At 29.4% G+C, this 23,527-nt stretch carries 19 protein-coding genes, 1 pseudogene and 1 other annotated feature; of the genes and pseudogenes, 17 read left to right on the top strand and 3 right to left on the bottom strand.

Going from position 1 to position 23,527, the window contains the following annotated elements; translation table 11 throughout:
* The first annotated feature begins 11 nt into the window (after nucleotides 1-11).
* The 8 genes and pseudogenes from hcp (at nucleotide 12) to ACTHUW_RS03025 (ending at nucleotide 6,902) form a co-directional block, all read left to right on the top strand.
* A pseudogene (hcp, locus tag ACTHUW_RS03060) lies at nucleotides 12-1,665 on the top strand (hydroxylamine reductase).
* A 125-nt stretch (nucleotides 1,666-1,790) separates the two neighbouring features.
* On the top strand, nucleotides 1,791-2,153 hold the full coding sequence (locus ACTHUW_RS03055) for a DUF134 domain-containing protein (protein WP_442196897.1): 363 nt from the start codon (nucleotides 1,791-1,793) through the stop codon (nucleotides 2,151-2,153).
* 2 nt (nucleotides 2,154-2,155) lie between these two features.
* Entirely contained in the window at nucleotides 2,156-2,527 is a 372-nt protein-coding gene (locus ACTHUW_RS03050) for a NifB/NifX family molybdenum-iron cluster-binding protein (RefSeq protein WP_442196898.1), read from the top strand.
* Nucleotides 2,527-3,378 (top strand): ATP-binding protein, encoded by an 852-nt coding sequence (locus tag ACTHUW_RS03045; protein ID WP_442196899.1) that lies wholly within the window; start codon nucleotides 2,527-2,529, stop codon nucleotides 3,376-3,378. Before ACTHUW_RS03050 ends, ACTHUW_RS03045 begins: the two co-directional genes overlap by 1 nt.
* Nucleotides 3,356-4,219: an ATP-binding protein gene (locus ACTHUW_RS03040; RefSeq protein ID WP_442196900.1), complete on the top strand. Its 864-nt coding sequence runs from the start codon at nucleotides 3,356-3,358 to the stop codon at nucleotides 4,217-4,219. The genes ACTHUW_RS03045 and ACTHUW_RS03040 overlap by 23 nt, the downstream gene beginning before the upstream one ends.
* Nucleotides 4,220-4,235: 16 nt before the next feature.
* Nucleotides 4,236-4,592 (top strand): NifB/NifX family molybdenum-iron cluster-binding protein, encoded by a 357-nt coding sequence (locus ACTHUW_RS03035; RefSeq protein WP_442196901.1) that lies wholly within the window; start codon nucleotides 4,236-4,238, stop codon nucleotides 4,590-4,592.
* A gap of 54 nt (nucleotides 4,593-4,646) precedes the next feature.
* Nucleotides 4,647-5,918 (top strand): M14 family metallopeptidase, encoded by a 1,272-nt coding sequence (locus ACTHUW_RS03030; protein WP_442196902.1) that lies wholly within the window; start codon nucleotides 4,647-4,649, stop codon nucleotides 5,916-5,918.
* Nucleotides 5,919-6,001: 83 nt separating this feature from the next.
* Nucleotides 6,002-6,254 (top strand) — a binding site (T-box leader).
* A 123-nt stretch (nucleotides 6,255-6,377) separates the two neighbouring features.
* Entirely contained in the window at nucleotides 6,378-6,902 is a 525-nt protein-coding gene (locus ACTHUW_RS03025; protein WP_442196903.1) for a tryptophan transporter, read from the top strand.
* A gap of 46 nt (nucleotides 6,903-6,948) precedes the next feature.
* Here ACTHUW_RS03025 and ACTHUW_RS03020 read toward each other — a convergent pair whose 3' ends face one another.
* On the bottom strand, nucleotides 6,949-8,223 hold the full coding sequence (locus ACTHUW_RS03020; RefSeq protein WP_442196904.1) for a C40 family peptidase: 1,275 nt from the start codon (nucleotides 8,221-8,223) through the stop codon (nucleotides 6,949-6,951).
* A 225-nt stretch (nucleotides 8,224-8,448) separates the two neighbouring features.
* Here ACTHUW_RS03020 and ACTHUW_RS03015 point away from each other — a divergent pair, with 225 nt between their 5' ends.
* From ACTHUW_RS03015 to ACTHUW_RS03000, 4 genes are all read left to right on the top strand, one after another.
* Nucleotides 8,449-9,810: an alanine/glycine:cation symporter family protein gene (locus ACTHUW_RS03015; RefSeq protein ID WP_442196905.1), complete on the top strand. Its 1,362-nt coding sequence runs from the start codon at nucleotides 8,449-8,451 to the stop codon at nucleotides 9,808-9,810.
* 226 nt (nucleotides 9,811-10,036) lie between these two features.
* Entirely contained in the window at nucleotides 10,037-10,474 is a 438-nt protein-coding gene (locus ACTHUW_RS03010) for a MarR family winged helix-turn-helix transcriptional regulator (protein ID WP_442196906.1), read from the top strand.
* 15 nt (nucleotides 10,475-10,489) lie between these two features.
* Nucleotides 10,490-12,715 (top strand): ABC transporter ATP-binding protein, encoded by a 2,226-nt coding sequence (locus ACTHUW_RS03005; protein WP_442196907.1) that lies wholly within the window; start codon nucleotides 10,490-10,492, stop codon nucleotides 12,713-12,715.
* A gap of 65 nt (nucleotides 12,716-12,780) precedes the next feature.
* The gene (locus tag ACTHUW_RS03000; protein ID WP_442196926.1) at nucleotides 12,781-14,577 is read left to right on the top strand and encodes an ABC transporter ATP-binding protein; all 1,797 of its coding nucleotides are present in this window, start codon (nucleotides 12,781-12,783) and stop codon (nucleotides 14,575-14,577) included.
* 38 nt (nucleotides 14,578-14,615) lie between these two features.
* Here ACTHUW_RS03000 and ACTHUW_RS02995 read toward each other — a convergent pair whose 3' ends face one another.
* Both ACTHUW_RS02995 and ACTHUW_RS02990 read right to left on the bottom strand, forming a co-directional pair.
* The gene (locus tag ACTHUW_RS02995; RefSeq protein ID WP_442196908.1) at nucleotides 14,616-16,067 is read right to left on the bottom strand and encodes a bifunctional metallophosphatase/5'-nucleotidase; all 1,452 of its coding nucleotides are present in this window, start codon (nucleotides 16,065-16,067) and stop codon (nucleotides 14,616-14,618) included.
* Nucleotides 16,068-16,088: 21 nt separating this feature from the next.
* Nucleotides 16,089-16,805, bottom strand: coding sequence for a sulfite exporter TauE/SafE family protein (locus ACTHUW_RS02990; protein WP_442196909.1), 717 nt, complete (start codon nucleotides 16,803-16,805; stop codon nucleotides 16,089-16,091).
* Between the two features lie 149 nt (nucleotides 16,806-16,954).
* On the opposite strand from ACTHUW_RS02990, the gene ACTHUW_RS02985 reads away from it, so the two are divergent.
* The 5 genes from ACTHUW_RS02985 to ACTHUW_RS02965 all read left to right on the top strand — a co-directional run bounded on the left by ACTHUW_RS02985 (nucleotide 16,955) and on the right by ACTHUW_RS02965 (nucleotide 23,511).
* Nucleotides 16,955-17,338: a RidA family protein gene (locus ACTHUW_RS02985; protein ID WP_442196910.1), complete on the top strand. Its 384-nt coding sequence runs from the start codon at nucleotides 16,955-16,957 to the stop codon at nucleotides 17,336-17,338.
* Nucleotides 17,339-17,461: 123 nt separating this feature from the next.
* Nucleotides 17,462-18,397: an AEC family transporter gene (locus ACTHUW_RS02980; protein ID WP_442196911.1), complete on the top strand. Its 936-nt coding sequence runs from the start codon at nucleotides 17,462-17,464 to the stop codon at nucleotides 18,395-18,397.
* A 71-nt stretch (nucleotides 18,398-18,468) separates the two neighbouring features.
* The gene (locus tag ACTHUW_RS02975; protein WP_442196912.1) at nucleotides 18,469-20,013 is read left to right on the top strand and encodes a UDP-glucose--hexose-1-phosphate uridylyltransferase; all 1,545 of its coding nucleotides are present in this window, start codon (nucleotides 18,469-18,471) and stop codon (nucleotides 20,011-20,013) included.
* Between the two features lie 149 nt (nucleotides 20,014-20,162).
* Nucleotides 20,163-21,971: an oligoendopeptidase F gene (gene pepF / locus ACTHUW_RS02970; RefSeq protein WP_442196913.1), complete on the top strand. Its 1,809-nt coding sequence runs from the start codon at nucleotides 20,163-20,165 to the stop codon at nucleotides 21,969-21,971.
* Nucleotides 21,972-22,110: 139 nt separating this feature from the next.
* Entirely contained in the window at nucleotides 22,111-23,511 is a 1,401-nt protein-coding gene (locus tag ACTHUW_RS02965; RefSeq protein WP_442196914.1) for a mechanosensitive ion channel, read from the top strand.
* Nucleotides 23,512-23,527 lie beyond the last annotated feature (16 nt).

Genomic DNA, 23,527 nt, shown 5'->3' with positions numbered 1-23,527 from the left:
AGGTGAAGATTATGGATAATCAAATGTTTTGTTACCAATGTGAACAAACAATGGGAGGAAAGGGGTGCACCAAACATGGTGTATGTGGTAAATCTCCAGAAATAGCTAATTTACAAGATTTATTAATATATCAATTAAAGGGGATATCGTCTTACGCTAAACCTTTAATTGAAAATGAAGAAATTATAGATAAAGAAATTGTAAAGTTTGTAGAAAATTCATTATTTACTACACTTACAAATGTGAATTTTGATGCAGCCTTTCATGTGAGTTTGCTTAAAGAATCTCAAAAGATAAAGGAAAAAAATAAGAAAGAAAGCTCCAGAAGGCAAGTATCCAGATGCTGCTACATATAATCTTAGTCAAACTAAAGCAGAAATGCTAAGAGATTCTGTAAAAGCTGGTATTATGTATGATAGGGATTTAGATGAAGATATAAGGTCACTTCGTTCTACAATACTTTATGGATTAAAAGGTATAAGTGCATATAGTCATCAAGCAAGATTTATAAATTACCATAGTGATCAAGTAGATAATTTTTATTTTTTATCGCTTGAAGCAACAACAGATGATAGTTTAACCGTAGAAGATCTTATAAGATGGACAATGAGAGCAGGAGATATGAGTATAGAAGTAATGAGAATATTAGATGAAGCAAATACTGAAACTTACAAAAATCCTGAACCTCACAAAGTAAATGTAGAAATAAAGAAAGGACCATTCATCATTGTATCAGGACATGATTTAAGAGACCTAGAGATGTTACTTGAACAAACAAAAGAAAAAGGTATTAATATTTATACACATGGAGAAATGTTACCAGCGCATGGATATCCAAGACTTAATAAATATAAACATTTAGTAGGAAATTATGGTTCAGCATGGCAAAACCAACAAAAAGAATTTGATGATATTCCAGGCTGTATATTAATGACCACAAATTGTCTTATGAGACCTAGGGGCTCATATAAAGATAGGATATTCACTACAAATGTAGTGGGTTGGGATGGAATAGAAAATATTAAAGTAAATGAAGATGGAAGCAAAGACTTTAGTGTAATAATAGAAAAGGCATTAGAATTAGGTGGTTTTAAGGAAGACGAGGAAGAAAAAGAAATATTAGTAGGGTTTGGTCATCATGCTACATTATCTCATGCTGAAGAAATAGTAAGTGCAGTAAAGGAAGAGAAAATAAAGCATTTCTTTGTAATTGGTGGATGTGATGGAGCAAAACCTGGTAGGAATTATTATACTGAGTTTGCCGAAAAAGTTCCAAAAGATTGTGTAATATTGACTCTTGCTTGTGGTAAATATAGATTTAATAAATTGGACTTTGGAACAGTTGCAGGATTACCAAGATTATTAGATGTAGGCCAATGTAATGATGTGTATTCTGCAGTTAGAATAGCTTCATCACTTGCAGATGCATTTGATACAGATGTGAATTCTCTGCCACTTACTATTGTACTTTCTTGGTATGAACAAAAAGCAGTTGCTGATTTATTAGCATTATTATCTCTTGGAATAAATGGAATGTTTTTAGGACCATCTCTGCCAGCATTTATTTCACCAAATGTATTACAATATTTAGTAGATACATTTAGTTTAACTCCGATAAGTATACCAGATCAAGATTTAAAAAATTCTCTTAGACAATTAGGATAGTAACAAAAAACATTAGGTCTTTAAAAGACCTAATGTTTTTTTACGAAAGTTATTGACATATGTCATAAAAGGAGTATAATTAACATATAAATGACATATGTCAATAAGGAATGGAGGTGAACTATTTGTCACGGCCTAAAAAGATGAGAAATGTTTGTTCTTTACCAGACAATAAAAGATTTGGTCCAATGGGAATGGGAAAAATGGTTAAAGAAATTATAAGCATGACAGTTGATGAGTACGAAACTATAAGATTAATTGATTTAAATAATTTCACACAAAAAGAATGTTCAGAGCAAATGAATATAGCTCGTACTACTGTACAAGGAATATATGAAGAAGCTAGAAAAAAGCTTGCAGAATCCTTAGTTAATGGAAAAATGATAATAATAGAAGGTGGAGACTACAGCCTTTGTACAAATTCTAATAGACCATGTGGAAGAGGATGTAGAAAGGAAAAATTAGACAATAAAAAAGGAGATATGTAGATATGAAAATAGGAATTCCAGTTAGTGAAAAAACTATAGAAGGATATGTAAACAATACATTTGGTCGTACAAATTATTTTTTAATATATGATACACAAAGCCAATCTAGTAATTTTGTAAATAATACAGCAGCATCAAGTCAAGGTGGCGCAGGAATTAAAGCTGCTCAAATCTTAGTAGATGAAAATATTGATTGTTTACTTACTCCAAGGTGTGGGAAAAATGCAGCAGAAGTTCTTGAAAATGCTGATATAAAATTATATAAATCAAATTCAAGTACAATAAAAGAAAATATAGACGCATTAAAAGAAGATAAATTATATGAGTTAAATGAAATACATGCTGGTTTTCATGGGTCTAGAGGAATAAGATAATGAATATAGCAGTATTAAGTGGTAAAGGTGGTACTGGAAAAACTTTTGTATCTGTAAACCTTGCAGAAGTAGCTAATAATTCAACCTATGTTGATTGTGATGTAGAAGAACCAAATGGACATTTGTTTTTTAAACCTAATAATGTTACTGAAAAAAGTGTTTATGTAGATATTCCACAAGTAGACAATGATAAATGTATTGGATGTAAAAAATGTGTGGAGTTTTGTAAGTTTAATGCATTAGCATATACCGATAAGGTTTTAGTATTTGAGGACGTATGCCACTCTTGTGGTGGATGCTCTTTAATATGTCCTACTAATGCTATAAGTGAAAAGAAAGAAGAAGTAGGTGTAGTTAAAAAAGGTATTTCAAATAATGTAAATGTAGTATCTGGAATTATGAATGTTGGTCAAGCATCGGGCGTGTCTATTATTAAAGAATCGCTAAAATATACTGATAATAATAATTACAATATAATAGATTGTCCACCAGGAAGTGCATGTGTGGTTATGGATAGTATAAAAGATGCTGATTATTGTATATTAGTAGCAGAGCCAACTATTTTTGGATCGCATAATTTGAAGATGGTATATGATTTAGTAAAATTATTTAATAAAGCTCATGGTGTAGTATTAAACAAATATACTAATAAAGATAACCCTACAGAAGAGTTTTGCAATGAAAACAATATAAATATATTAGAAAAAATATATTTTGACAGAGAAATTGGAAATTTAAATTCTGATGGTCAGATTATTTCAAAATTAAATGATAATTATAAGGCTATGTTTTTATCTTTATTAGAAAAAGTAGCTAAGGAGGTAGAACATGAAGAAATTACTAATCCTTAGTGGTAAGGGGGGTACAGGAAAAACTACTATTGCAAGTGCTTTCATAAAACTTTCAGAAGACAAGGTATTCGCAGATTGTGATGTAGATGCCCCAAATTTACATCTTGTAATGAATGATTTAGGTAAATCTATCACCGAAGATTATTATGGTATGGATAAATCATATATTGATAGTGATATATGTATAAAATGTGGAAAGTGTATGGATAATTGTAGATTTGATGCAATAGTAAAAGAAGAAGATACTTACAAAGTAGATCTTTATAGCTGTGAAGGATGTGGAGTTTGTGAATTAGTTTGTCCAGTAAATGCAGCTAAACTAAAGAAGGATGTAGCAGGGAGATTAGATCTTTATACTGATAATAAAGTATTTTCAACAGCTGAACTTAAGATGGGAAGTGGAACTTCAGGAAAATTAGTAACAGAAGTGAAAGAAAGATTAAATATACCTATTACAAAAGATAAATTAGCAATAATAGATGGATCTCCTGGCATAGGTTGTCCAGTTATTGCTTCAATAACTGGAGTAGATATGGTTTTAGTTGTAGCTGAACCTTCTATATCTGGAATAGCTGATATGAAAAGAATAGTTGAAATGTCTAATAGCTTTGGCATTAAAACTGCTATATGTATAAATAAATATGATATTAATCTTAGTAAAAGTGAAGAAATTGAATATTTCTGTAAAGAAAATGAAATACCTATGATAGGCAAATTACCATTTGATAAAAATACTATTAAAGCTATAAATGATGGTAAAACTATTGTAGATATAGATTGTGAAATAGGGGAAAAGGTAAACGATGTATTTGAAAAAACTATAAATATATTAAACATATAAAATTGGAGGAGTTTAAATGAAAATTGCAGTAGCTAGTGAAAAAGATTTAGTAACAGAGCATTTTGGACATTGTGAGAATTTCAATATCTATGAGATTGAAAGAAATAAAATTATTAAAGATGATTCTATACCAAATCCAGGACATAAGCCAGGGTTTTTACCTAATTTTTTGAATGATTTAGGAGTAAATGTTATAATTTCAGGAGGCATGGGAGCTGGGGCTATAGATATATTTAACAATAAAAATATAGAAGTAATAACAGGAGCTAGTGGTAATTCAATAGATTTAGCACAAAGATATATGAGTGGAGAACTAGTATCAACTGGCTCAATATGTCACCAGCATATTCATCATGAAGAATGCGGCGAGTAACAAAAAATTTCCATAGTAATACTATATATCATAAAGATAAATAGGGGTGAAACTATGGAAATTTTAAAGTTTGGATCAAGTGGTAATAATGTTAAGATAGTTCAAAGTGTTTTATCTAAAGTAGGATATAATCCGGGCCCAATTGATGGTATATTTGGAAGTAGTACATTAAGTGCGGTGAAGAAATTTCAATCTGACAATGGACTTGTAAGTGATGGAATAGTAGGAGAAAATACATGGGGTTTATTAAATAGATTTATTTTAGGGTATGACAATTATACTATAAAAAAAGGAGATACTTTTTATAATATAGCTAATAGGTATTATACAACTGTAAATGCTATAATCACAGCAAATCCTGATTTGAATCCTAATGATTTAACTATTGGTAGTAAAATTATTGTACCATATGGTATTGATGTGGTATTAACTGATGTAGGTTATACTTATGGATTATTAGAAAAAAATATAGAAGGATTAAAGAAAAGGTATCCTTTTTTAGAAGTGGGAACTATTGGAAATTCAGTACTTGGTAGAGATTTATATTATATAAGACTCGGAAAAGGAGAAAAAGAAGTATTTTATAATGCTTCTCATCATGCATTAGAATGGATAAACTCTCCTGTAACGATGAAATTTACAGAACAATTTTTAGAAAGCTTTTCAAACAATAAATCTCTAAATGGATATAATGTGTCTGATATTTGGGAATCAAGTAGTATCTATATAGTTCCTATGGTAAATCCTGATGGAGTAGACATTGTAATAAATGGAATAACTCCGGAAAATCCATATTATGAAGAAATATTAGAATGGAATGATACAGGTGAACCACTATCTGAAGTTTGGAATGCAAATATACGTGGAGTAGATTTAAATAGAAATTACCCAGCTAATTGGGAGGAAGCTAAAGCTCAGGAACCTGAACTTGGAGTAACAGGTCCAGGACCTACTAGATATGGAGGACCTTCTCCATTATCAGAACCTGAAAGCAAAGCCATGGTAGATTTTACAAGAAAACATGATTTTAAAATTACTCTTGCTTATCACACTCAAGGAAGAGTAATTTATTTTAAATATCTTGATTTCAATCCTCCAAGAGCTACAGATATTGCAGAAATTTTTTCGAATATAACAAATTATAGATTGGCAGATGTGCCATATGCTGCAGCTTATGCAGGTTATAAGGATTGGTTTATAAAAGAATATAATTTACCAGGATATACTTTTGAAACAGGACTTGGTGAAAATCCGCTTCCAATATCACAATTTGATAGGATATATAGGGAAAACGAAGAAGTCTTGTTGATTTCTCCTATAGTATAATTAAAATATAAAATAATATTTATAATTTTCTAAAAACTCTTTACTATTTAATTTATATATGATAAGATGATATAAATTGAATAGTAAAATCTATGATTAAGAAAAGTAGTTAAAATTATTTTATTTTAGCGAGTCGAAGTTGGTGGAAGTTCGATATAAGATATTTAATGAATGGTCTTATGAGATGCAAGGTGAAATTTTATTAAAGTATCCTTAGTCGGGAATTCCCGTTATAGAAAAAAGATATCGATTTTTTATCTGTATCTTTAAAGAGAGATAGTTTATACTATCTAATTTTGGGTGGTACCGCGGAAATTTAAACCTTTCGTCCCTTTTTACAATAGGGATGAGAGGTTTTTTTAATGCGCAAATTTAAGGAGGTGAGTGGTATGATTTGAATAATTGAAAGTGATGAATCTGATTGGTATAAAAAAATAAAATTAAAAGGAGAGATTTATTATGAATTTAAGAAAAAATATATTTATAGCTTTATTACTAGCGATAGGTTTTATCATGCATCAAATTGTACCAGGCACCCTTGGAAGTATGAAATTTGATTTGATGATTTCCTTTATATTTGTAGCAATAATGATTAATAAGGATTTTAAAAGCACAATGGTAACAGCTTTACTAGGTGGCATAATTACAGCTATGACAACGACATTTCCAGGTGGACAAATAGCAAATATTGTAGATAAACTTATAACATCATTAGTGGTTTATTTACTTATAGTTTTATTTAGCAAAGTGAAAATGGGTAAAATTAAAGTAGGTTTAATAGCTTTTATTGGTACGCTTGTAAGTGGTAGTGTGTTTTTATCTACTGCATTATTTTTAGTAGGGCTCCCTGCACCATTTATAGCACTTTTTCTATCAATAGTAATACCTACAGCTATAACAAATATATTTGTAACAATAACTATATATAATGTAGTTAAAATGGCACTAAAGGTTACAAAGTCAGATTTAGCTATAGAAATGTAGATATAAAAAAAGTATCGCCTAAGGCGATACTTTTTTATATCTTATATTAATATACTCTTCTACCATATGCATAATGTGATTTCCAATAACTACTATTTAAACTAGCTATAGAAACTCCCTTTGAAGAACTTGCATTTATAAACATATCATTTCCTAAATAAATTCCAGCATGACTTGGACCAGGTCTATAAGTACCTTCAAATATTACTAAATCACCAGCTTGTAAATTATTTCTACTTACTCTAGTTCCATCAGTAGCCTGTCCTCTTGAACTACGAGATAAACTTATACCAAATTTTCTATATACATATTGAGTATAACCTGTGCAGTCAAAACCTGATGTAGTGGAGCCGCCATAAACATAAGGTACACCCATGTATTTTTTAGCTTCATTTATTATATTTTGAGTTAATTGATCTCTACTTGATGAAGTGTTATTTCCAGTTGAACCACCACGATTAGGTAATTCTCCATTTAATGCTTTATTTATATATTTTATAGTGTTAGGACCAGCATATCCATCTACTGAAATATGAGCAGATCTTTGGAAATTCATTATAGCATTTCTAGTACCATAACCATAAATACCATCTATACTTGAACTATAATAGTTTAATTTACTAAGAGCCGATTGCAATGAAGAAACATCACTGCCTCTTGAACCATATTTTAAAACTCTATTATAAGTTAAAAGTCCGGAGTTACTTGGTTTTTCCGATGGAGCTGGCTTAGATGGAGTTGTATTGCCACTTGAAGCATTTTCTAGATGTTTATAAGAGTTAGGTCCAAAATAACCATCTACTCCGATTCCTTGAGATTTTTGAAAACTCATAACTGCATCTCTAGTACCAGGACCATAAATACCATCTATGCTAGAACTATAATGTCCTAAGTTTTTAAGTGCAGATTGTAATGAAGAAACATCACTACCTCTAGAACCATATTTTAAAACTCTTGTGTATGTAAACAATGAGCTTGAATTATTATTTGAAGAAGAACTAGAACTTGTATTGTTTACTTTACTAAGTAATGTTTTTGAAGTATTAGGACCAAAATAGCCATCTACTTGAAGTCCATTTGCTCTTTGAAAATCCTTCACAGCATTTTCTGTAATGTAACCGTAATATGTTGTTGTGCCATTATAATCCATATATCCTAAATCTTTTAAATGTTGTTGTAATATTTTAACGTCATTATTGTTTATTCCTTTTTTAAGTAGACTATCACCTAATTGAGCATTAACAGGTAACCCCATTGATAGTATTGCCATAAGTGTTAATGATGCTACTGTACTTTTTAAAGCATGTTTTCTCAAAGCCAAAACATACGCCTCCTTTAATAGTTTTTATTCTTGAATATTATTATACAATATAATAGTAATAATTGAAAGAGTTTTTTGTAATTAAATTGTAATATTTCTTTTTTATAAATAAATTCAGAATATATTGTTTCTTTTTGAAGGAATCTGTTACTGTAAAGATATAATTTTAACAAAGATTTCTTTGAAATATAAGGAATTATTTATAAAAAATTGGAGGGAATTATAATGGATATTATGGACATTCTCAAAGTTATCAATGATGTTTTATGGGGACCAGTAATGCTCGTAGCTTTACTTGGAACAGGAATTTTATTTACTTTTAGGTTGAGATTTATTCAAGTAACTAGAATCAAATCAATGTTTAAAGAGATTTTCAGTAAGCCAGAAAAACAAACAGAAGATGTAGGTATGTCACCATTTCAGTCACTTTCAACAGCTATAGCAGCTCAAGTTGGAACAGGAAATTTAGCTGGAGTTGCAACAGCAATAGCTGCAGGAGGACCAGGTGCAATATTTTGGATGTGGATTAGTGGATTTTTTGGTATGGGTACAATATTTGCAGAAGCAGTTTTAGCACAAGTCTTCAACAGAAGTGTAAATGGAGAACTTGTTGGTGGTCCAGCTTATTATCTAAGATATGGTTTAAAAAGTAAATACTTAGCCGGTTTCTTTTCATTATCTATTATATTTGCCCTCGGGTTTATGGGAAATATGGTTCAATCAAACTCTATAGCTCTTGCTGTAAATAATGCTTTTCCAATACCTAAGATAGTTATTGGTGTTGTAGTAGCAGCTTTAGCAGGATTAATATTATGGGGTGGTGTAAGCCGTATAGCATCATTTACAGAAAAAATAGTTCCTTTAATGGCATTGTTATATATAATAGGGGGTATAGCTGTACTTGTAGTTAATTATACAGAGATACTTCCAGCACTTAAGATGATAGTATGGGGAGCATTTAATCCACGTGCTGCAACTGGTGGATTTATAGGTGCTACTGTAAAAGAAACTTTAAGATATGGTATAGCAAGAGGATTATTTTCAAATGAAGCAGGAATGGGCTCCACTCCTCACGCACATGCTGTTGCAAAGGTAGACCATCCTGTTCAACAAGGATATGTATCTATGCTTGGTGTTATAGTAGATACTGGTATAGTTTGTACTATAACAGCTTTAGTAATATTAACTACTGGAGCTTTTGAAACAGGACTTACAAGTTCAGAATTAACACAAGAAGGTTTTAGATTAGGTTTTAGCACCTTTGGAGATTTTGGCTTACAGTTTATAGCAGTGGCATTGTTCTTCTTTGCATTTTCTACTATAATTGGTTGGTACTTCTTTGGTGAATTAAATATAAAATATTTGTTTGGTAAAGGTGGAGTAAAGTATTATAGAGCTTTAGTTCTAATTTGTGTAGTAGTAGGAACAGTATTAGATGTAGAATTAGTATGGGCTTTAGCAGATATGTTTAATGCTCTAATGGTAATACCAAACCTAATAGCACTTGTAGGATTGTCTACACTTGTAGTTAAAGCAGTAAATGAATTTGATAAAATAAGAGATAAAAAAGAAGGAAAAGCAAGCTAAAATTACAAAGCATACAGGAGACAAGTCAACACATTTTACAAAGTCAATTGAAGAACAATTAAAATAATAAATAAAGAATAAGTTCCTAAATTTAGGAACTTATTCTTTATTTTTATATAAAAAAGTATTGACAGTCAATACTAATAAGAGTAAAATATAATTCGTACACGAAATATATCTATACGAAATGTTTGTATAGAAAGAATAATAGAAATGAGGTGTATTAATGATAGAAGGTGGAATGAGTATTGTAAAATTACTTAAAAGAGTTATGGATAGCATCAAACATAATATAGAATGTGAATTTAAAGAAATGAATTTAACAGGGCCTCAAGGTATGCTTATGGGGATACTTACTAAAGATGGAGAAATGAAGATAAGTGAATTAAGTAAAAAAATGGGGCTTTCAAATAGCACAGTATCTGGAATAATAGATAGAATGGAAAGAGATGGATTTGTAGAAAGAACTAGAAGTAAAGAAGATAGAAGAGTTGTTAATGTAAAAATGACGGATGATTTCAAAGAAAAATCTAAAAGTAAGTTTTCTAATATAGAAAATAAAATAGATAATATCATAAATAATGCTACAGAGGAAGAAATAGAAAAAATATATATAGGACTTTATACATTAGAAAAAGTATTAGATAAGAATAGGGAAAATTAAGGAGTTGATAGGATAATGAGTAAATTAATCAAGCACCTAAAGCCATTTACATGGATGATTATATTTGCTATTGTATTTTTGTTTGTGCAAGCTATGGCTGAACTTTCACTTCCAGATTATATGGCAAATATAGTTAATACAGGTATTCAACAAGGTGGTATTGAAGAGTCTACACCAGAAGCTATGAGAAAGAGCTTGATGGATAGGATTACAATATTTATGGATGAAAATGCAAAAGAAAAAATATTAGATAATTATACTTTGATTGATGAGCAAAATGAAAATTATAATGAATATATAGATGAATATCCAAATTTAGCTAAGGCTCCTATCTATGTTTTAAATGATATAAGTGATGAAAAAATAGAAGATTTAAACGATATAATAGGTAGAGCTTTAATCACTGTATCAGGTATTGAGCAAATACAAAAAAATGCTAAAGATGGGGTAATGGAATTTGATGGCAATAAAATACCTGCTGACAGTGATATATATGAAATTTTTGAAAACTTACCAGATGAACAAAGAAAAGAGATAAGTAATCAAATGAATGAGAGAATTGATGCATTAGGTGAAGATGCTATAGTTCAAGGTGCAGCAGGAGCTGTTAAATCTGAATATGCAGCACTAGGAATGGATGTAGAAAAAATTCAAACTAATTATATTCTTAAATCTGGAGGAATAATGCTACTTATTGCACTTGTAAGTGCGGTAAGTATTATAATAGTAGGATTTTTGGCATCTAGGACTGCAGCAGGATTTGCTCGTAATTTAAGAAATGCTGTATTTACAAAAGTTGAATCCTTTTCTATTAGGGAATTAAATAAATTTTCCTATGCTTCATTGATTACAAGGACTACAAATGATGTAACACAAATACAAAATTTAATTGTAATAATGATAAGAATGGTATTCTTTGCTCCAATCATGGGTATTGGTGGAGTGATTAAAGCTATAAATAGAAGTCCTTCTATGTCTTGGATAATAGGAGTTGCAGTTATAGCTCTTTTAGGTCTTATTTCTATAGTATTTGCTATAGTCTTACCTAAATTTAAAATAGTTCAAAAACTTATAGATAAATTAAATTTAGTTACTCGTGAAAACTTATCTGGAATGATGGTTATAAGGGCCTTTAGCAATCAAAACTTTGAAGAGGCAAGATTTGATAAAGCAAATAGAGATCTTACAGATACAAATCTCTTTGTAAATAGGGTAATGGCAGCAACATATCCAGCTATGATGCTAATAATGAATGGAGTTACCCTACTTATAGTATGGGTAGGTGCTAATAGAATAGCAGATTCTAGCATGCAGGTAGGAGATATGCTAGCTTATATGCAATATGCTATGCAGATAATATTCGCATTTTTGATGATGAGTTTTATGTTTATATTAATACCAAGGGCTGCTATTTCAGCAAATCGTATAGCAGAAGTATTAAATACTGAACCTGTTATAGTTGATCCTTTAAAGCCAGATAAGTTTGATGATTCATTACAAGGTGTAGTTGAATTTAAAGATGTATCATTTAGATATGAAGGTGCAGAAGAAAATATGTTAAAAGACATCAACTTCAAAGCTATACCAGGAGAAACTACAGCTATTATTGGCTCAACAGGCTCTGGTAAGACTACACTCTTAAATTTGATACCAAGATTTGAAGATGTAAATAAGGGTCAAATACTTGTAGATGGAATAGATATAAGAAATATTTCTCAACATGATTTAAGAGAAAAAATAGGCTATGTTCCTCAAAAGAGTACCTTATTTAGTGGAACAATTGAATCGAATTTAAAATATGGAGATGAAGATGCATCTGAAGAAGATTTGAAAACAGCTGCAGAAGTATCTCAATCTATGGAGTTTATAAAAGAAAGAGATGAGAACTTCAAAGCTCCTATTTCTCAAGATGGTTCTAATGTATCAGGTGGACAAAAGCAAAGATTATCTATAGCTCGTGCACTTATGAAAAAACCAGAGATATTCTTATTTGATGATAGTTTCTCTGCACTTGATTTTAAAACTGATTCTGCTTTAAGAAAAGCTCTTAATGAGAGGGTAGAGAAAAGCACTATTATTATAGTAGCCCAAAGGGTTTCAAGTATAATGAATGCAGAACAAATAATAGTTTTAGATGAAGGTAAAATTGTGGGTAAAGGCACTCATAAAGAACTCCTTAAAAATTGTAAAACATATAGGGAAATAGCTGAATCTCAGCTTTCAAAGGAGGAATTAGCTTGAGAGATAAGAAGATAAAAAAAGATTCTAGTCCTAGAGGTCATGGCCCTGGTGGTGGACCACGTGGAATGATGAAAGGGGTAGAAAAGGCTAAAGACTTCAAAGGAACTATGAAAAAACTTATTGATTACTTATCAGTATATAAAAATTCAATATTAGTTGTAATTTTATTTGCTATAGCTAGTACTATATTTTTAATAATAGGTCCTAAAGTATTAGGTAGCGTTACTACAGAGATTTTTGAAGGAATAATGAAAAAGATAGCAGGAACAGGTAATATAGATTTTGACTCTATTAGAAATACTCTTTTAATTCTTGCAGGATTATATATGATTAGTGCAGTATTTCGCTATATTCAAAATTATATAATGGCTGGAGTATCTATGAAAGTGAGTTATAAACTTAGGAAAGATATATCAGAAAAAATAAATCTCCTTCCTCTTAAATATTTTGATACTACAAGTAAGGGGGAAGTATTATCAAGGGTTACAAATGATGTTGATACACTTAGTCAAACACTAAATCAAAGTTTAACTCAAATAATTACATCAGTTACTACTATAATAGGTGTTCTTATAATGATGCTTACTATAAGCTGGAGGATGACTTTAGCATCACTCATTACTATACCTATTTCTTTAATTCTCATAATATCTATAGTAAAAAGATCTCAAAGATTTTTTAAAGAACAACAAGATTATTTAGGTAATGTAAATGGCCATGTAGAAGAAATGTATGGCGGGCACCTTGTAATGAAGGCATTTAATGGTGAAAGCAAAAGTATAGATGAATTTAATAAAAGGAATAACAAACTATATGGAGCAGCTTGGAAATCTCAATTTTTAACTAGTATTATGATGCCACTTATGAATTTTGTAGGTAATATTGGTTATGTTGTAGTTAGCATATTAGGAGGATATCTGGCTGCTAAAAGAACTATAGAAGTTGGAGATATTCAAGCCTTTATTCAATATGTGCGACAATTTACTCAACCAATTTCACAAGTTGCAAATATATCTAATATACTTCAGCAAACAGCAGCTTCTGCAGAGCGAGTTTTTGAATTTTTAGAAGAAGATGAAGAGATAAAAGAAACTAGTAATCCTGTTAAAGTCAAAGAAATCAAAGGTAGAGTTACATTTGATCATGTTAATTTTGGATATAATGAAGATGAAACTATAATAAATGATTTTTCAGCTGATATTAAAGCAGGTCAAAAGGTAGCATTGGTAGGTCCTACAGGAGCAGGTAAAACTACTATGGTTAAACTTCTTATGAGATTTTATGATATAAATGATGGAGAAATATTAATTGATGGATATGATATAAAGGATTTTACAAGAAGTGATTTAAGAAGAAAATTTGGTATGGTACTTCAAGATACTTGGCTTTATAATGGAAGCATAATGGAAAACATAAGATATGGTAGACTTAGTGCAACAGATGAAGAGGTTATAGCTGCAGCAAAAGCAGCACATGTAGATAGTTTTGTTCATCATCTTCCAAATGGTTATGATATGATTTTAAATGAAGAAGCTTCAAATGTATCTTCAGGACAAAAACAACTTATTACTATTGCAAGAGCTATACTTAAAGATCCAAGGATATTAATATTAGATGAAGCAACATCTTCAGTAGATACTCGTACTGAAATTCAAATTCAAAGAGCTATGGATAATTTAATGAAAAATAGAACGAGTTTCATCATAGCTCATAGACTATCAACTATACGTGATGCTGATTTGATTTTAGTTATGAATCACGGAGATATAGTAGAACAAGGTAGTCATGATGAATTATTAGAAAAAGAAGGATTTTATGCAGAACTTTATAATAGTCAATTTAAAAAAGACCAAGCAAGCTAAAAAAGTTCCGAGACTCTTGTCTCGGAACTTTTTTAAATTTATATTGCTACAATTGAACCAGTAATTGGAGCCTTGATTTCTTTTTTATCATCTAAATAGTTTAATATAGCATCTATTGCATGAATATCTAAATGTTTTCTATTACTTCCATATTTTGCAGGAACACCTTGGCTTGTAACATAGACTGTTTTATAAGTCTTGTTTTTATCTACAGCTTTTCCAGCAACAAATAATTCTTGTATTCTTTCACCATATGGATTTTCAATTTTAAAATAAACATTTATACCCATGCTTCTCTTTACATATCCACCCATTTGTTCAAATGGATCTTTTGCAAAAGTTCTCTCTAAATTTTCTTCCATCATATTCCAAAGTTCTTCTCCTGTTAAATCAATAGTAGATACAGGAGGATTTACAGGTATGATATTCCAAATATCATTCATTGTAATATCTCCCTTTGGTATAGGAGCTCCATATCTCCAACCATTTGAAAAAGCCATGACAGCATCTGGAACCTCATGCATCAATGATTGAAGAAGAAAATTATCCATTGTAGATTCTAATACCTTATCTCTTGCTAAATCTGTTTTGGTTTTACCCTTTACTTCATTTAGCATATCTCTATCAGGAGCCATAATTTCATCTATCTTTTTCTTCATAGTATCATCTTTTGCTACACTTTCATCTAGTAATTTTAGTTCATGATTATAATTTATTATTCTTTTATTTTCAATTTCTAAATCAAGTCTACCTAAAAACGAGCCATGGCAGCCTGATTGAATAATTATTGTATCATTAACTATAGCAGGTTCATATATTCTATTGTGAGTGTGTGCACTTAAAAGTACATCTATACCATCTATCTTGTTTGCTATCTTTAATTCTTGAGGATAGCCCAAATGGGATAATACTACAACTAAATCTACATTTTCTTCGTTTTTTAGTTTATCTATATATCTAGGTAATTCTTCATTTCCCATAGTGAAATATATCCCTTCACTAAAATGTTCTGGCATAACCTTATCTACAATAGTAGCAGCTATTCCTATTACACCTATTTTCAAATCATTTATTTCCTTTGTAATATAAGGAGGAAAAACCAATTCGTCATTTTCTTCATTATAACAGTTAATAGCAAGCATAGGGTAATTTAGTTTTTCTACTAAATTATTAAATTGTTCTGGTCCGTATGCAAATTCCCAATGCGCTGTCATGGCATCTAATTTCAAATCATTTAAAAGATCTATTGCAACTTCACCTTTTGATTGAACCAAAGGATATGTTCCATGAAATGTATCACCACCATCTAAAAATAAAACATTTTCATCATTTTCTTTTCTTATATCATTGATATAGCTAGCTATACGAGGATAACCCCCAACCTTTACATATTTTTCATTATTACCATCCCATAAATATTCATTGTGTTCTTCTAGGTATCCATGTGTGTCATTCATTTGTATAATGGTTAATTTTTTTTTATTTGACAATTTATATTCTCCTTTCATATTTTATGTGAATAAAAGTATGAATGCATTTATAGTAAGCATTCCTATTACAATCCAATTAAATATTTTTTGTGGAATTTTTTCAAATATTTTTATTCCAACATAAACTCCAAGAAGCATTGCTGGTATTGCTATTAATGCTTCTGTGAACAATCCTAAATTCATTTTTCCTTGAAAAGATATTACAGCTACCCTATAGAGCATTACAGTTCCAAAAAAAGCAGTAAATGTAGCTTTCATCTTTTTACCATTCCAATTATTAGTTGCTACCATAAAGGTTCCATAAAGGATCATAGGAGGTCCTGGAATTGCTACAGCACCTGCCAAGACTCCAGCTGAAAATCCTGCTATCAGTGGTAGTATCCATCCATCACTATAATCTTTATCCTCAAATAAATTTTTAAGTGCATTTGTTTGTTTTCCAAGTACAATAAGTATTACAGCAAGAAGAAGTACTAGACCAATTGCAATTCTAACCTGTCCTTTATCAAGTTGATTAAACACATAAAGACCTAAAGGAAGTCCTACAATAAGTCCTATAACTGGTTTAATCCAATCTTTTACACTCCACCATACTCTAAAATTACTAACCACAGCAACAGAAGCTGCAGTTCTAAAAAGTGGCATAATGCCCATTGCAACTTGTGCAAGCCCAAAACCTGCTATACCATGTACTATTGAAGCTATAAAAATAGTAATTGAGCTAAATAATGTATTCATCTATATTTATTAAACTTACCCTTATAAAATTAAAATAAATAATTAAAGTTTGTTTATAGACAAATTGTAATATATAATATATATATAATCATACTTAAAATATTATGGTAAAGACCATATAATAAAAGAAAAATAAGGGAGAGATTATTTTGCAAGAAAGAACAGTAGTATCAACAAAAAAAGCACCAGGAGCATTAGGACCATATTCACAAGCAATAAAGATAGGTGAATTTGTATTTACTTCAGGACAATTACCAATGGAAGCTGAAAGCGGAGAATTAATTGAAGATATTAAAGAAGGTACAGCAAAAGCACTTGACAATTTAAAGGCTGTATTAGAAGAAGCAGGAAGCAGCATGGAAAATATCATTAAAACCACAATATTTGTAAAAGATTTAAATGATTTTCAAGCATTAAATGAGGTATATGGAACATATTTTAATGACGAGCCACCAGCAAGATCATGTGTTCAAGTAGCAAAGATACCAAAAGATGCTAGGATTGAAATAGAAGCCATAGCTAAATTAAAATAAAGAATAGTTAAATAGAATGTAAGTTTTAAAAACAAGCAAACGAGTATGAATTAGCTCGTTTTTTTGTTATATAGTAATAATTAGTATATAATAATATTAATTATTCAAGTAAAAGGAGAAAATATGTCAGAAATTATATCAAAAATCATACCAATATTTTTATTGATAGCCCTTGGCTACATTATAAAACAAAAAAATTTAGTAAAAGAAGCAACTATCAATGAATTAAAAGATGGTGTTATTAATATTGCCCTGCCTGCCTTATTGTTTATTACATTTAGAGATATGACTCTTAAAAAAGAATATTTTTTAGTAATGATAGTGACCTTTGTATTATTAATTATATTATATAGAGCAGGTATTTTAATAAACAAAATTAAAGCTATATCCCATCCCTTAATACCCTTTGTAACCACTTCATTTACATTTGGACTTTTAGGTATACCTTTATTTGCCTCTGTATTTGGCATAGAGAATTTAGAGAAAATATCCATATTTGGAGTAGCTCATGAGTTTTTTGTATGGTTTGTTTTCTATACCTTACTTAAAATGAAATTTAGTAATGAAAAATTTTCTAGGGATACAGTTAAAGGCTTTATAAGCTCTCCACTTATAATTTCAATTATTTTAGGATTACTTTTAAATATTTTAGGATTAGATAAAATATTTTTTGAAAACACTTTGTTTATGGGTATAGATATTACATTAAATTATTTATCAAATATCGCTACACCTATCATACTTATTATTATAGGATTTGGACTTAAGCTAAATAAAATATATCTAAAACAAAGTATGAAATTATTTGCTATAAGAATTACAACTATACTGGTCATAGGATATATATTTAAAATATTTATAATCAATAAAATCATAAGTAATGATCCACTACTTGATTATGCTTATTTCACATTCTTAATATTACCACCCCCTCTTTCACTTTCTTTATTTGTAGATAAGTATGCAGGAAGAGAATACAGTGAAATAGCCAATAATGTAGTGGTTATTCATACAATAGTATGTGTTATAATGTTTGTTATATTTGCTATAAACATATAGTTCATAGGTATCTTAAATACTTTAATAGTTAGTAGAATTCTATAAAAAACATAAAATTGGAGGAGAGTTTTGTGCATAATAAAGATATATCATATGAGATAGAAAGATTATTAAATTTTGCATATGAAAAAGGTATGTTTGAAGAACTAGATAGGGTGCAACTAAGAAATGCTTTAATGGATTTATTAAATATAAAAGAACCATATAAATATGAGATTAAAATGGAGAATTTACATAGCCCTGTAAGCATATTAGAAAACATATTAGATCATGCATATGAAAAAGGGATAATAGAAAGAAATACTACAAGCCAAAGGGATTTATTAGATGCAAAGATAATGGGTATTTTGATGCCAAGACAATCTAATATTTCAAATAAATTTTGGAACCTTGCAAAAAATCAAAATATAAAAGCTGCAACAGATTATTATTATGAATTGTCAAAGGCATCCAACTACATAAGAATGGATAGAATAGAGAAGAATCTTTATTGGAAAAGTAATACAGAATATGGAGACTTAGAAATCACCATTAATTTATCTAAACCAGAAAAGGACCCAAAGGATATAGCACTTGCAAAATTAGAAGCTAAAAAAAGTTATCCCAAATGTTTATTGTGTTTAGAAAATGTAGGCTATGCTGGAGGGATAAATCACCCTGCAAGGCAGAATCATAGGGTTATTCCTATAAACTTAAATAAGGAGAATTGGTATATGCAGTACTCTCCATATGTTTATTACAATGAGCACAGTATAGTCTTTAAGGAAACACATGAAGCTATGACTATTTCAAAAGATACATTTAAAAGATTATTAGATTTTACAAATCAAGTTCCACATTATTTTATAGGTTCAAATGCTGATTTACCAATAGTTGGTGGATCAATACTCAGTCATGAGCATTTTCAAGGCGGAAATCATGAATTTGCTATGGCAAAAGCTCAAGTGGAATTAGACTTTATTTCACCAGAAAATAAAGAAATTAATATTGGTATAGTAAAATGGCCAATGTCAGTTATTAGATTATCTGGACATAATAAAGATTCACTAGTAGAACTAGCAAATAAAATATTGAGTAATTGGAGAAAATATAGTGATGAAGATGTAGATATACTTTCTTCTACAGGTGATATAATGCATAATACTATAACTCCTATAGCAAGAAAAAATGAAAAAAATCAATATGAATTAGATTTAGTATTAAGAAATAATAGGACAAATGAAAAATATCCACATGGAATATTCCATCCACATAATAGATTACATCATATAAAAAAAGAAAATATAGGACTTATTGAAGTAATGGGCCTAGCTGTGCTTCCAGGAAGACTTGAAGATGAGCTTGAAAAAATAGAAGATATTATATTAGATAATAGTCTGATAAATGATATAAAAGAAAAAGATCAACTATATAAACATAAAGAATGGATTGAAGAATTAATAGAAAAATATTCTTCAATTAAAGATAAAAAAGAAATCAGAAAAATTTTAGAAAAAGAAGTAGGGTTTAAGTTTTTAGATGTATTAAAAGATGCAGGAGTATATAAAAGAAATGAAGATGGCAAAAAAGCTTTTGTAAAGTTCATGGAATATAATAATTTTGAAATAAAAAATTAACTTTATGGCTATCTATAATATAGGTAGCCATATTTTATTCTTGCATATAGAAAAATATCGATATTAAGAGAATTAAATATTCTTAAACTTCTAATAATTATGATATAATATTACTAATGAATTACATAAAATATAGAAAGAGGGATGAAATGAGTAAACTAAAATTGAGGTCTGAAGTAGATAAATCATTAACTTGGGATTTATCTCATATATTTAAATCAAAAGAGGAATATGAAAAATCACTTGAAGATGTAGTTGAGTGTTCAAATCAAATAAAAGAAAAGTATAAGGGTAAATTAAATGATGAAACTACAATATTAAATTGTCTTAAAGATTATGAAAATATATATGAAAATATAGTGCTTACAAGTAATTATGCATATCTTGCTCTTTCAGTAGATCAAACAGATTCTGAACTTCAAAGCATATATAACAAAAATAACAGTATAATATCAGAAGTTTTAAGCAAGCTGACCTTCATAGACTCTGAGCTTAAACTAACAGATGAAAAAATATTAGATAAGGCAAAACAAAATACAGATGCTTATAAGATTTATTTAGAAGATATAATAAGAAGTAAACCCCATACATTAAATGAAGAAGTAGAAAAAGCATTTGCAAGCATTTCTCCAATTCTTGAATCACCTGAAAATATTTATAATCAAGCAAAACTTGCTGATATGGATTTTCCTGACTTTAAAGTAGATAATCAAACTTATCCTCTAAGTTTTTCATTATATGAAAATGCATATCAAGCTCATAAGAATACAAAACTAAGAAGAGAAGCATTTGATCAATTTTCAAAGAAAATATCTGATTATAAAAACACTATTGCAAGTGCATATCAAACCCAAATTCAAAAGGAAAAAATCATGAGTAATATGAGAGGTTTTGACTCGATTTTTGATTATTTGCTCTTTGATCAAAAGGTAGATAAAGAACTTTATAATAGACAGATTGATGTAATAATGGAAAAATTAGCTCCCCATATGAGAAAATATGCAAGATTAATAAAGAAAGCATATAACTTAGAAGATATGACATTTGCTGATTTAAAAGTTTCACTAGATCCTGATTATGATCCACAAGTTACTATAGAAGAATCCAAAAAGTATATAAAAGGTGCACTTTCAGTAATGGGTGATGATTATTTGAATATGCTTATGAAATCATATGATGAAAGATGGGTGGATTTTGCTCAAAATAAAGGTAAATCTACAGGAGGATTTTGTGCTACTCCATATGGGACTCATCCATATATATTACTTACTTGGAATGGACTTATGAGTGAAGTGTTTACATTAGTACATGAATTAGGCCATGGGGGTCATTTTTTACTATCACAAGAAAACAATAATATTTTAAATGAATCTCCATCACTTTATTTCATTGAAGCACCATCTACAATAAATGAAATGCTTTTAAGTAATTACTTAGTAAAGAAAGAAAATGATCCTAGATTTAAAAGATGGGTACTATCTTCAATGATTACTAATACTTACTTTCATAATTTTGTAACACATTTATTAGAAGCTCATTATCAAAGGGAAGTATATAATATTATTGATAGGGGAGAAAGTGTTTATTCAGAAAAATTAAGTGAGATAAAAAGAAATACCCTGGAAAAATTCTGGGGTCAAGATGTAACTATAAATGAGGGTGCAGAACTTACATGGATGAGGCAACCACACTATTATATGGGTCTTTATTCATATACTTATAGTGCAGGACTCACAGTAGCAACTGAAGTAAGCAAAAGAATATTAAATGAAGATGAAAAAGCAGTAGAAGATTGGTTAAATGTTTTAAAAGCAGGAGGAACCAAGACCCCAGTAGAACTTGCAAAGATGGCAGGGGTTGATATCACTACAGACAAAGCTTTAAATGATACTATAGATTATATAGGTCAAGTAATTGATCAAATAGAAAAATTAACAATAGAAATAGAAGGTAAATAAAAGAAAAAACAGTGATTTCTAAGCAAATAGAAGTCACTGTTTTTTTGTCAAAATTTATCTCAATATGTTTAAAAATAATCTATAAGGGGTAATATTAGATTAAGAAAATAAAATAAAAATATTACAAGGAGAGGATATTATGGAAAATATTACTTATCAATTTGAAAGAGTTTTAGAAACAATAATTAGTGCTATACCTAATATTTTAATGGCTCTATTGTTATTATTAGTAGCTTGGGTTATAGCAAAGGTTGCAAAAACATTAGTTGTAAAAGGTGGTAGGGCGGCAAAGTTACCAACAGTATTTCAAAAGGCGAGATTAGCTAGTACTCATGAGGATGGTGTTAGTTTACTTAAAACACTGGGTAAATTAGTGTATTTTTTAGTTTTCTTATTTATGATTCCACCTATATTAGATGCTTTAGGTATGGAGTCAATATCAGCACCAATATCAAATATGGTTAGAAATTTTTTAGCATTTATACCTAATTTAATAGGTGCAGGGCTAATATTATTTGTAGGTTGGTTACTTGCAAAATTAGCTAAAGAAGTAGTTATGAACTTATCCAAAGGATTTGGAGTGGACAGGCTTCCAAAAAAACTTGGAATATCAAAAAGGGATAATACCAAAAATCCAACTACTTCAGTAAATCTATCTAAAATAATTGGAAATATAGTATATGCTTTAGTTATAATTCCAGTTGCAATATCAGCTCTTCAAGTACTGAATATTGAAGCTATATCAGAGCCAGCAATAAACATGCTAGATAAAATATTAGCTATAATACCAAATATAATAGCAGCTTCAATACTGATTATAATTGGAGTATTAGTAGCAAAATTAGTAGCAGATTTAATAAAAGGATTACTTTCAGGTACAGGCATAGATTCACTTACAGATAATCTGCAAACACATGATAGTTTACCAGATGTACCTAAAATTTCATTATCAAACATAATAGGTGAAGTAGTAAAATATCTAATAATTATATTATTTGTAGTTCAAGGTTTAAATGTATTAAAACTTGATGTACTTCAAAATGTAGGTGCAGCTATAATTGCTTATTTACCATTCCTGTTTGGAGCACTTATAACTCTTACTGTAGGAATACTTGCAGCAAGTTTTATACAAAAATTTGTTGATGAATTTACAGGACATTCATCATTCTTGGGTAAGGTTTTAAAATATTTCATAATAGGATTTACATTCTTTATGACATTAGATCAATTAAAACTTGCACCAAGCATAGTTAATTTAACTTTCACAGCAATAGTAGCAGCTCTTGCAGTAGCATTTGCTTTAGCATTTGGTATTGGGGGACGTGAATTTGCAGCTAAACAATTAGAAAAGTTAAACAAAAAAATGGATAAAGAAAAAGTAAAATCTAATTCACAAGATGAAGGAAAAGACTTATTTAAAAAGACGCCTGATAAAAATGATTTGAAAAATAACAATAATATGAATGATAATCAAATAAGGAAATCTGATACAGATATAAAGGTTAAAAGACCAGATAATACTGACATACCAGATATCTAAAAACAATAACCCAGAA

This window comes from Senegalia sp. (in: firmicutes) (genome assembly GCF_052088025.1).
GTDB lineage: Bacteria > Bacillota > Clostridia > Tissierellales > SIT17 > Anaeromonas.
Note: the sequence above shows the minus strand (reverse complement) of the source record. Positions and strands in the feature narration are given on the sequence as shown.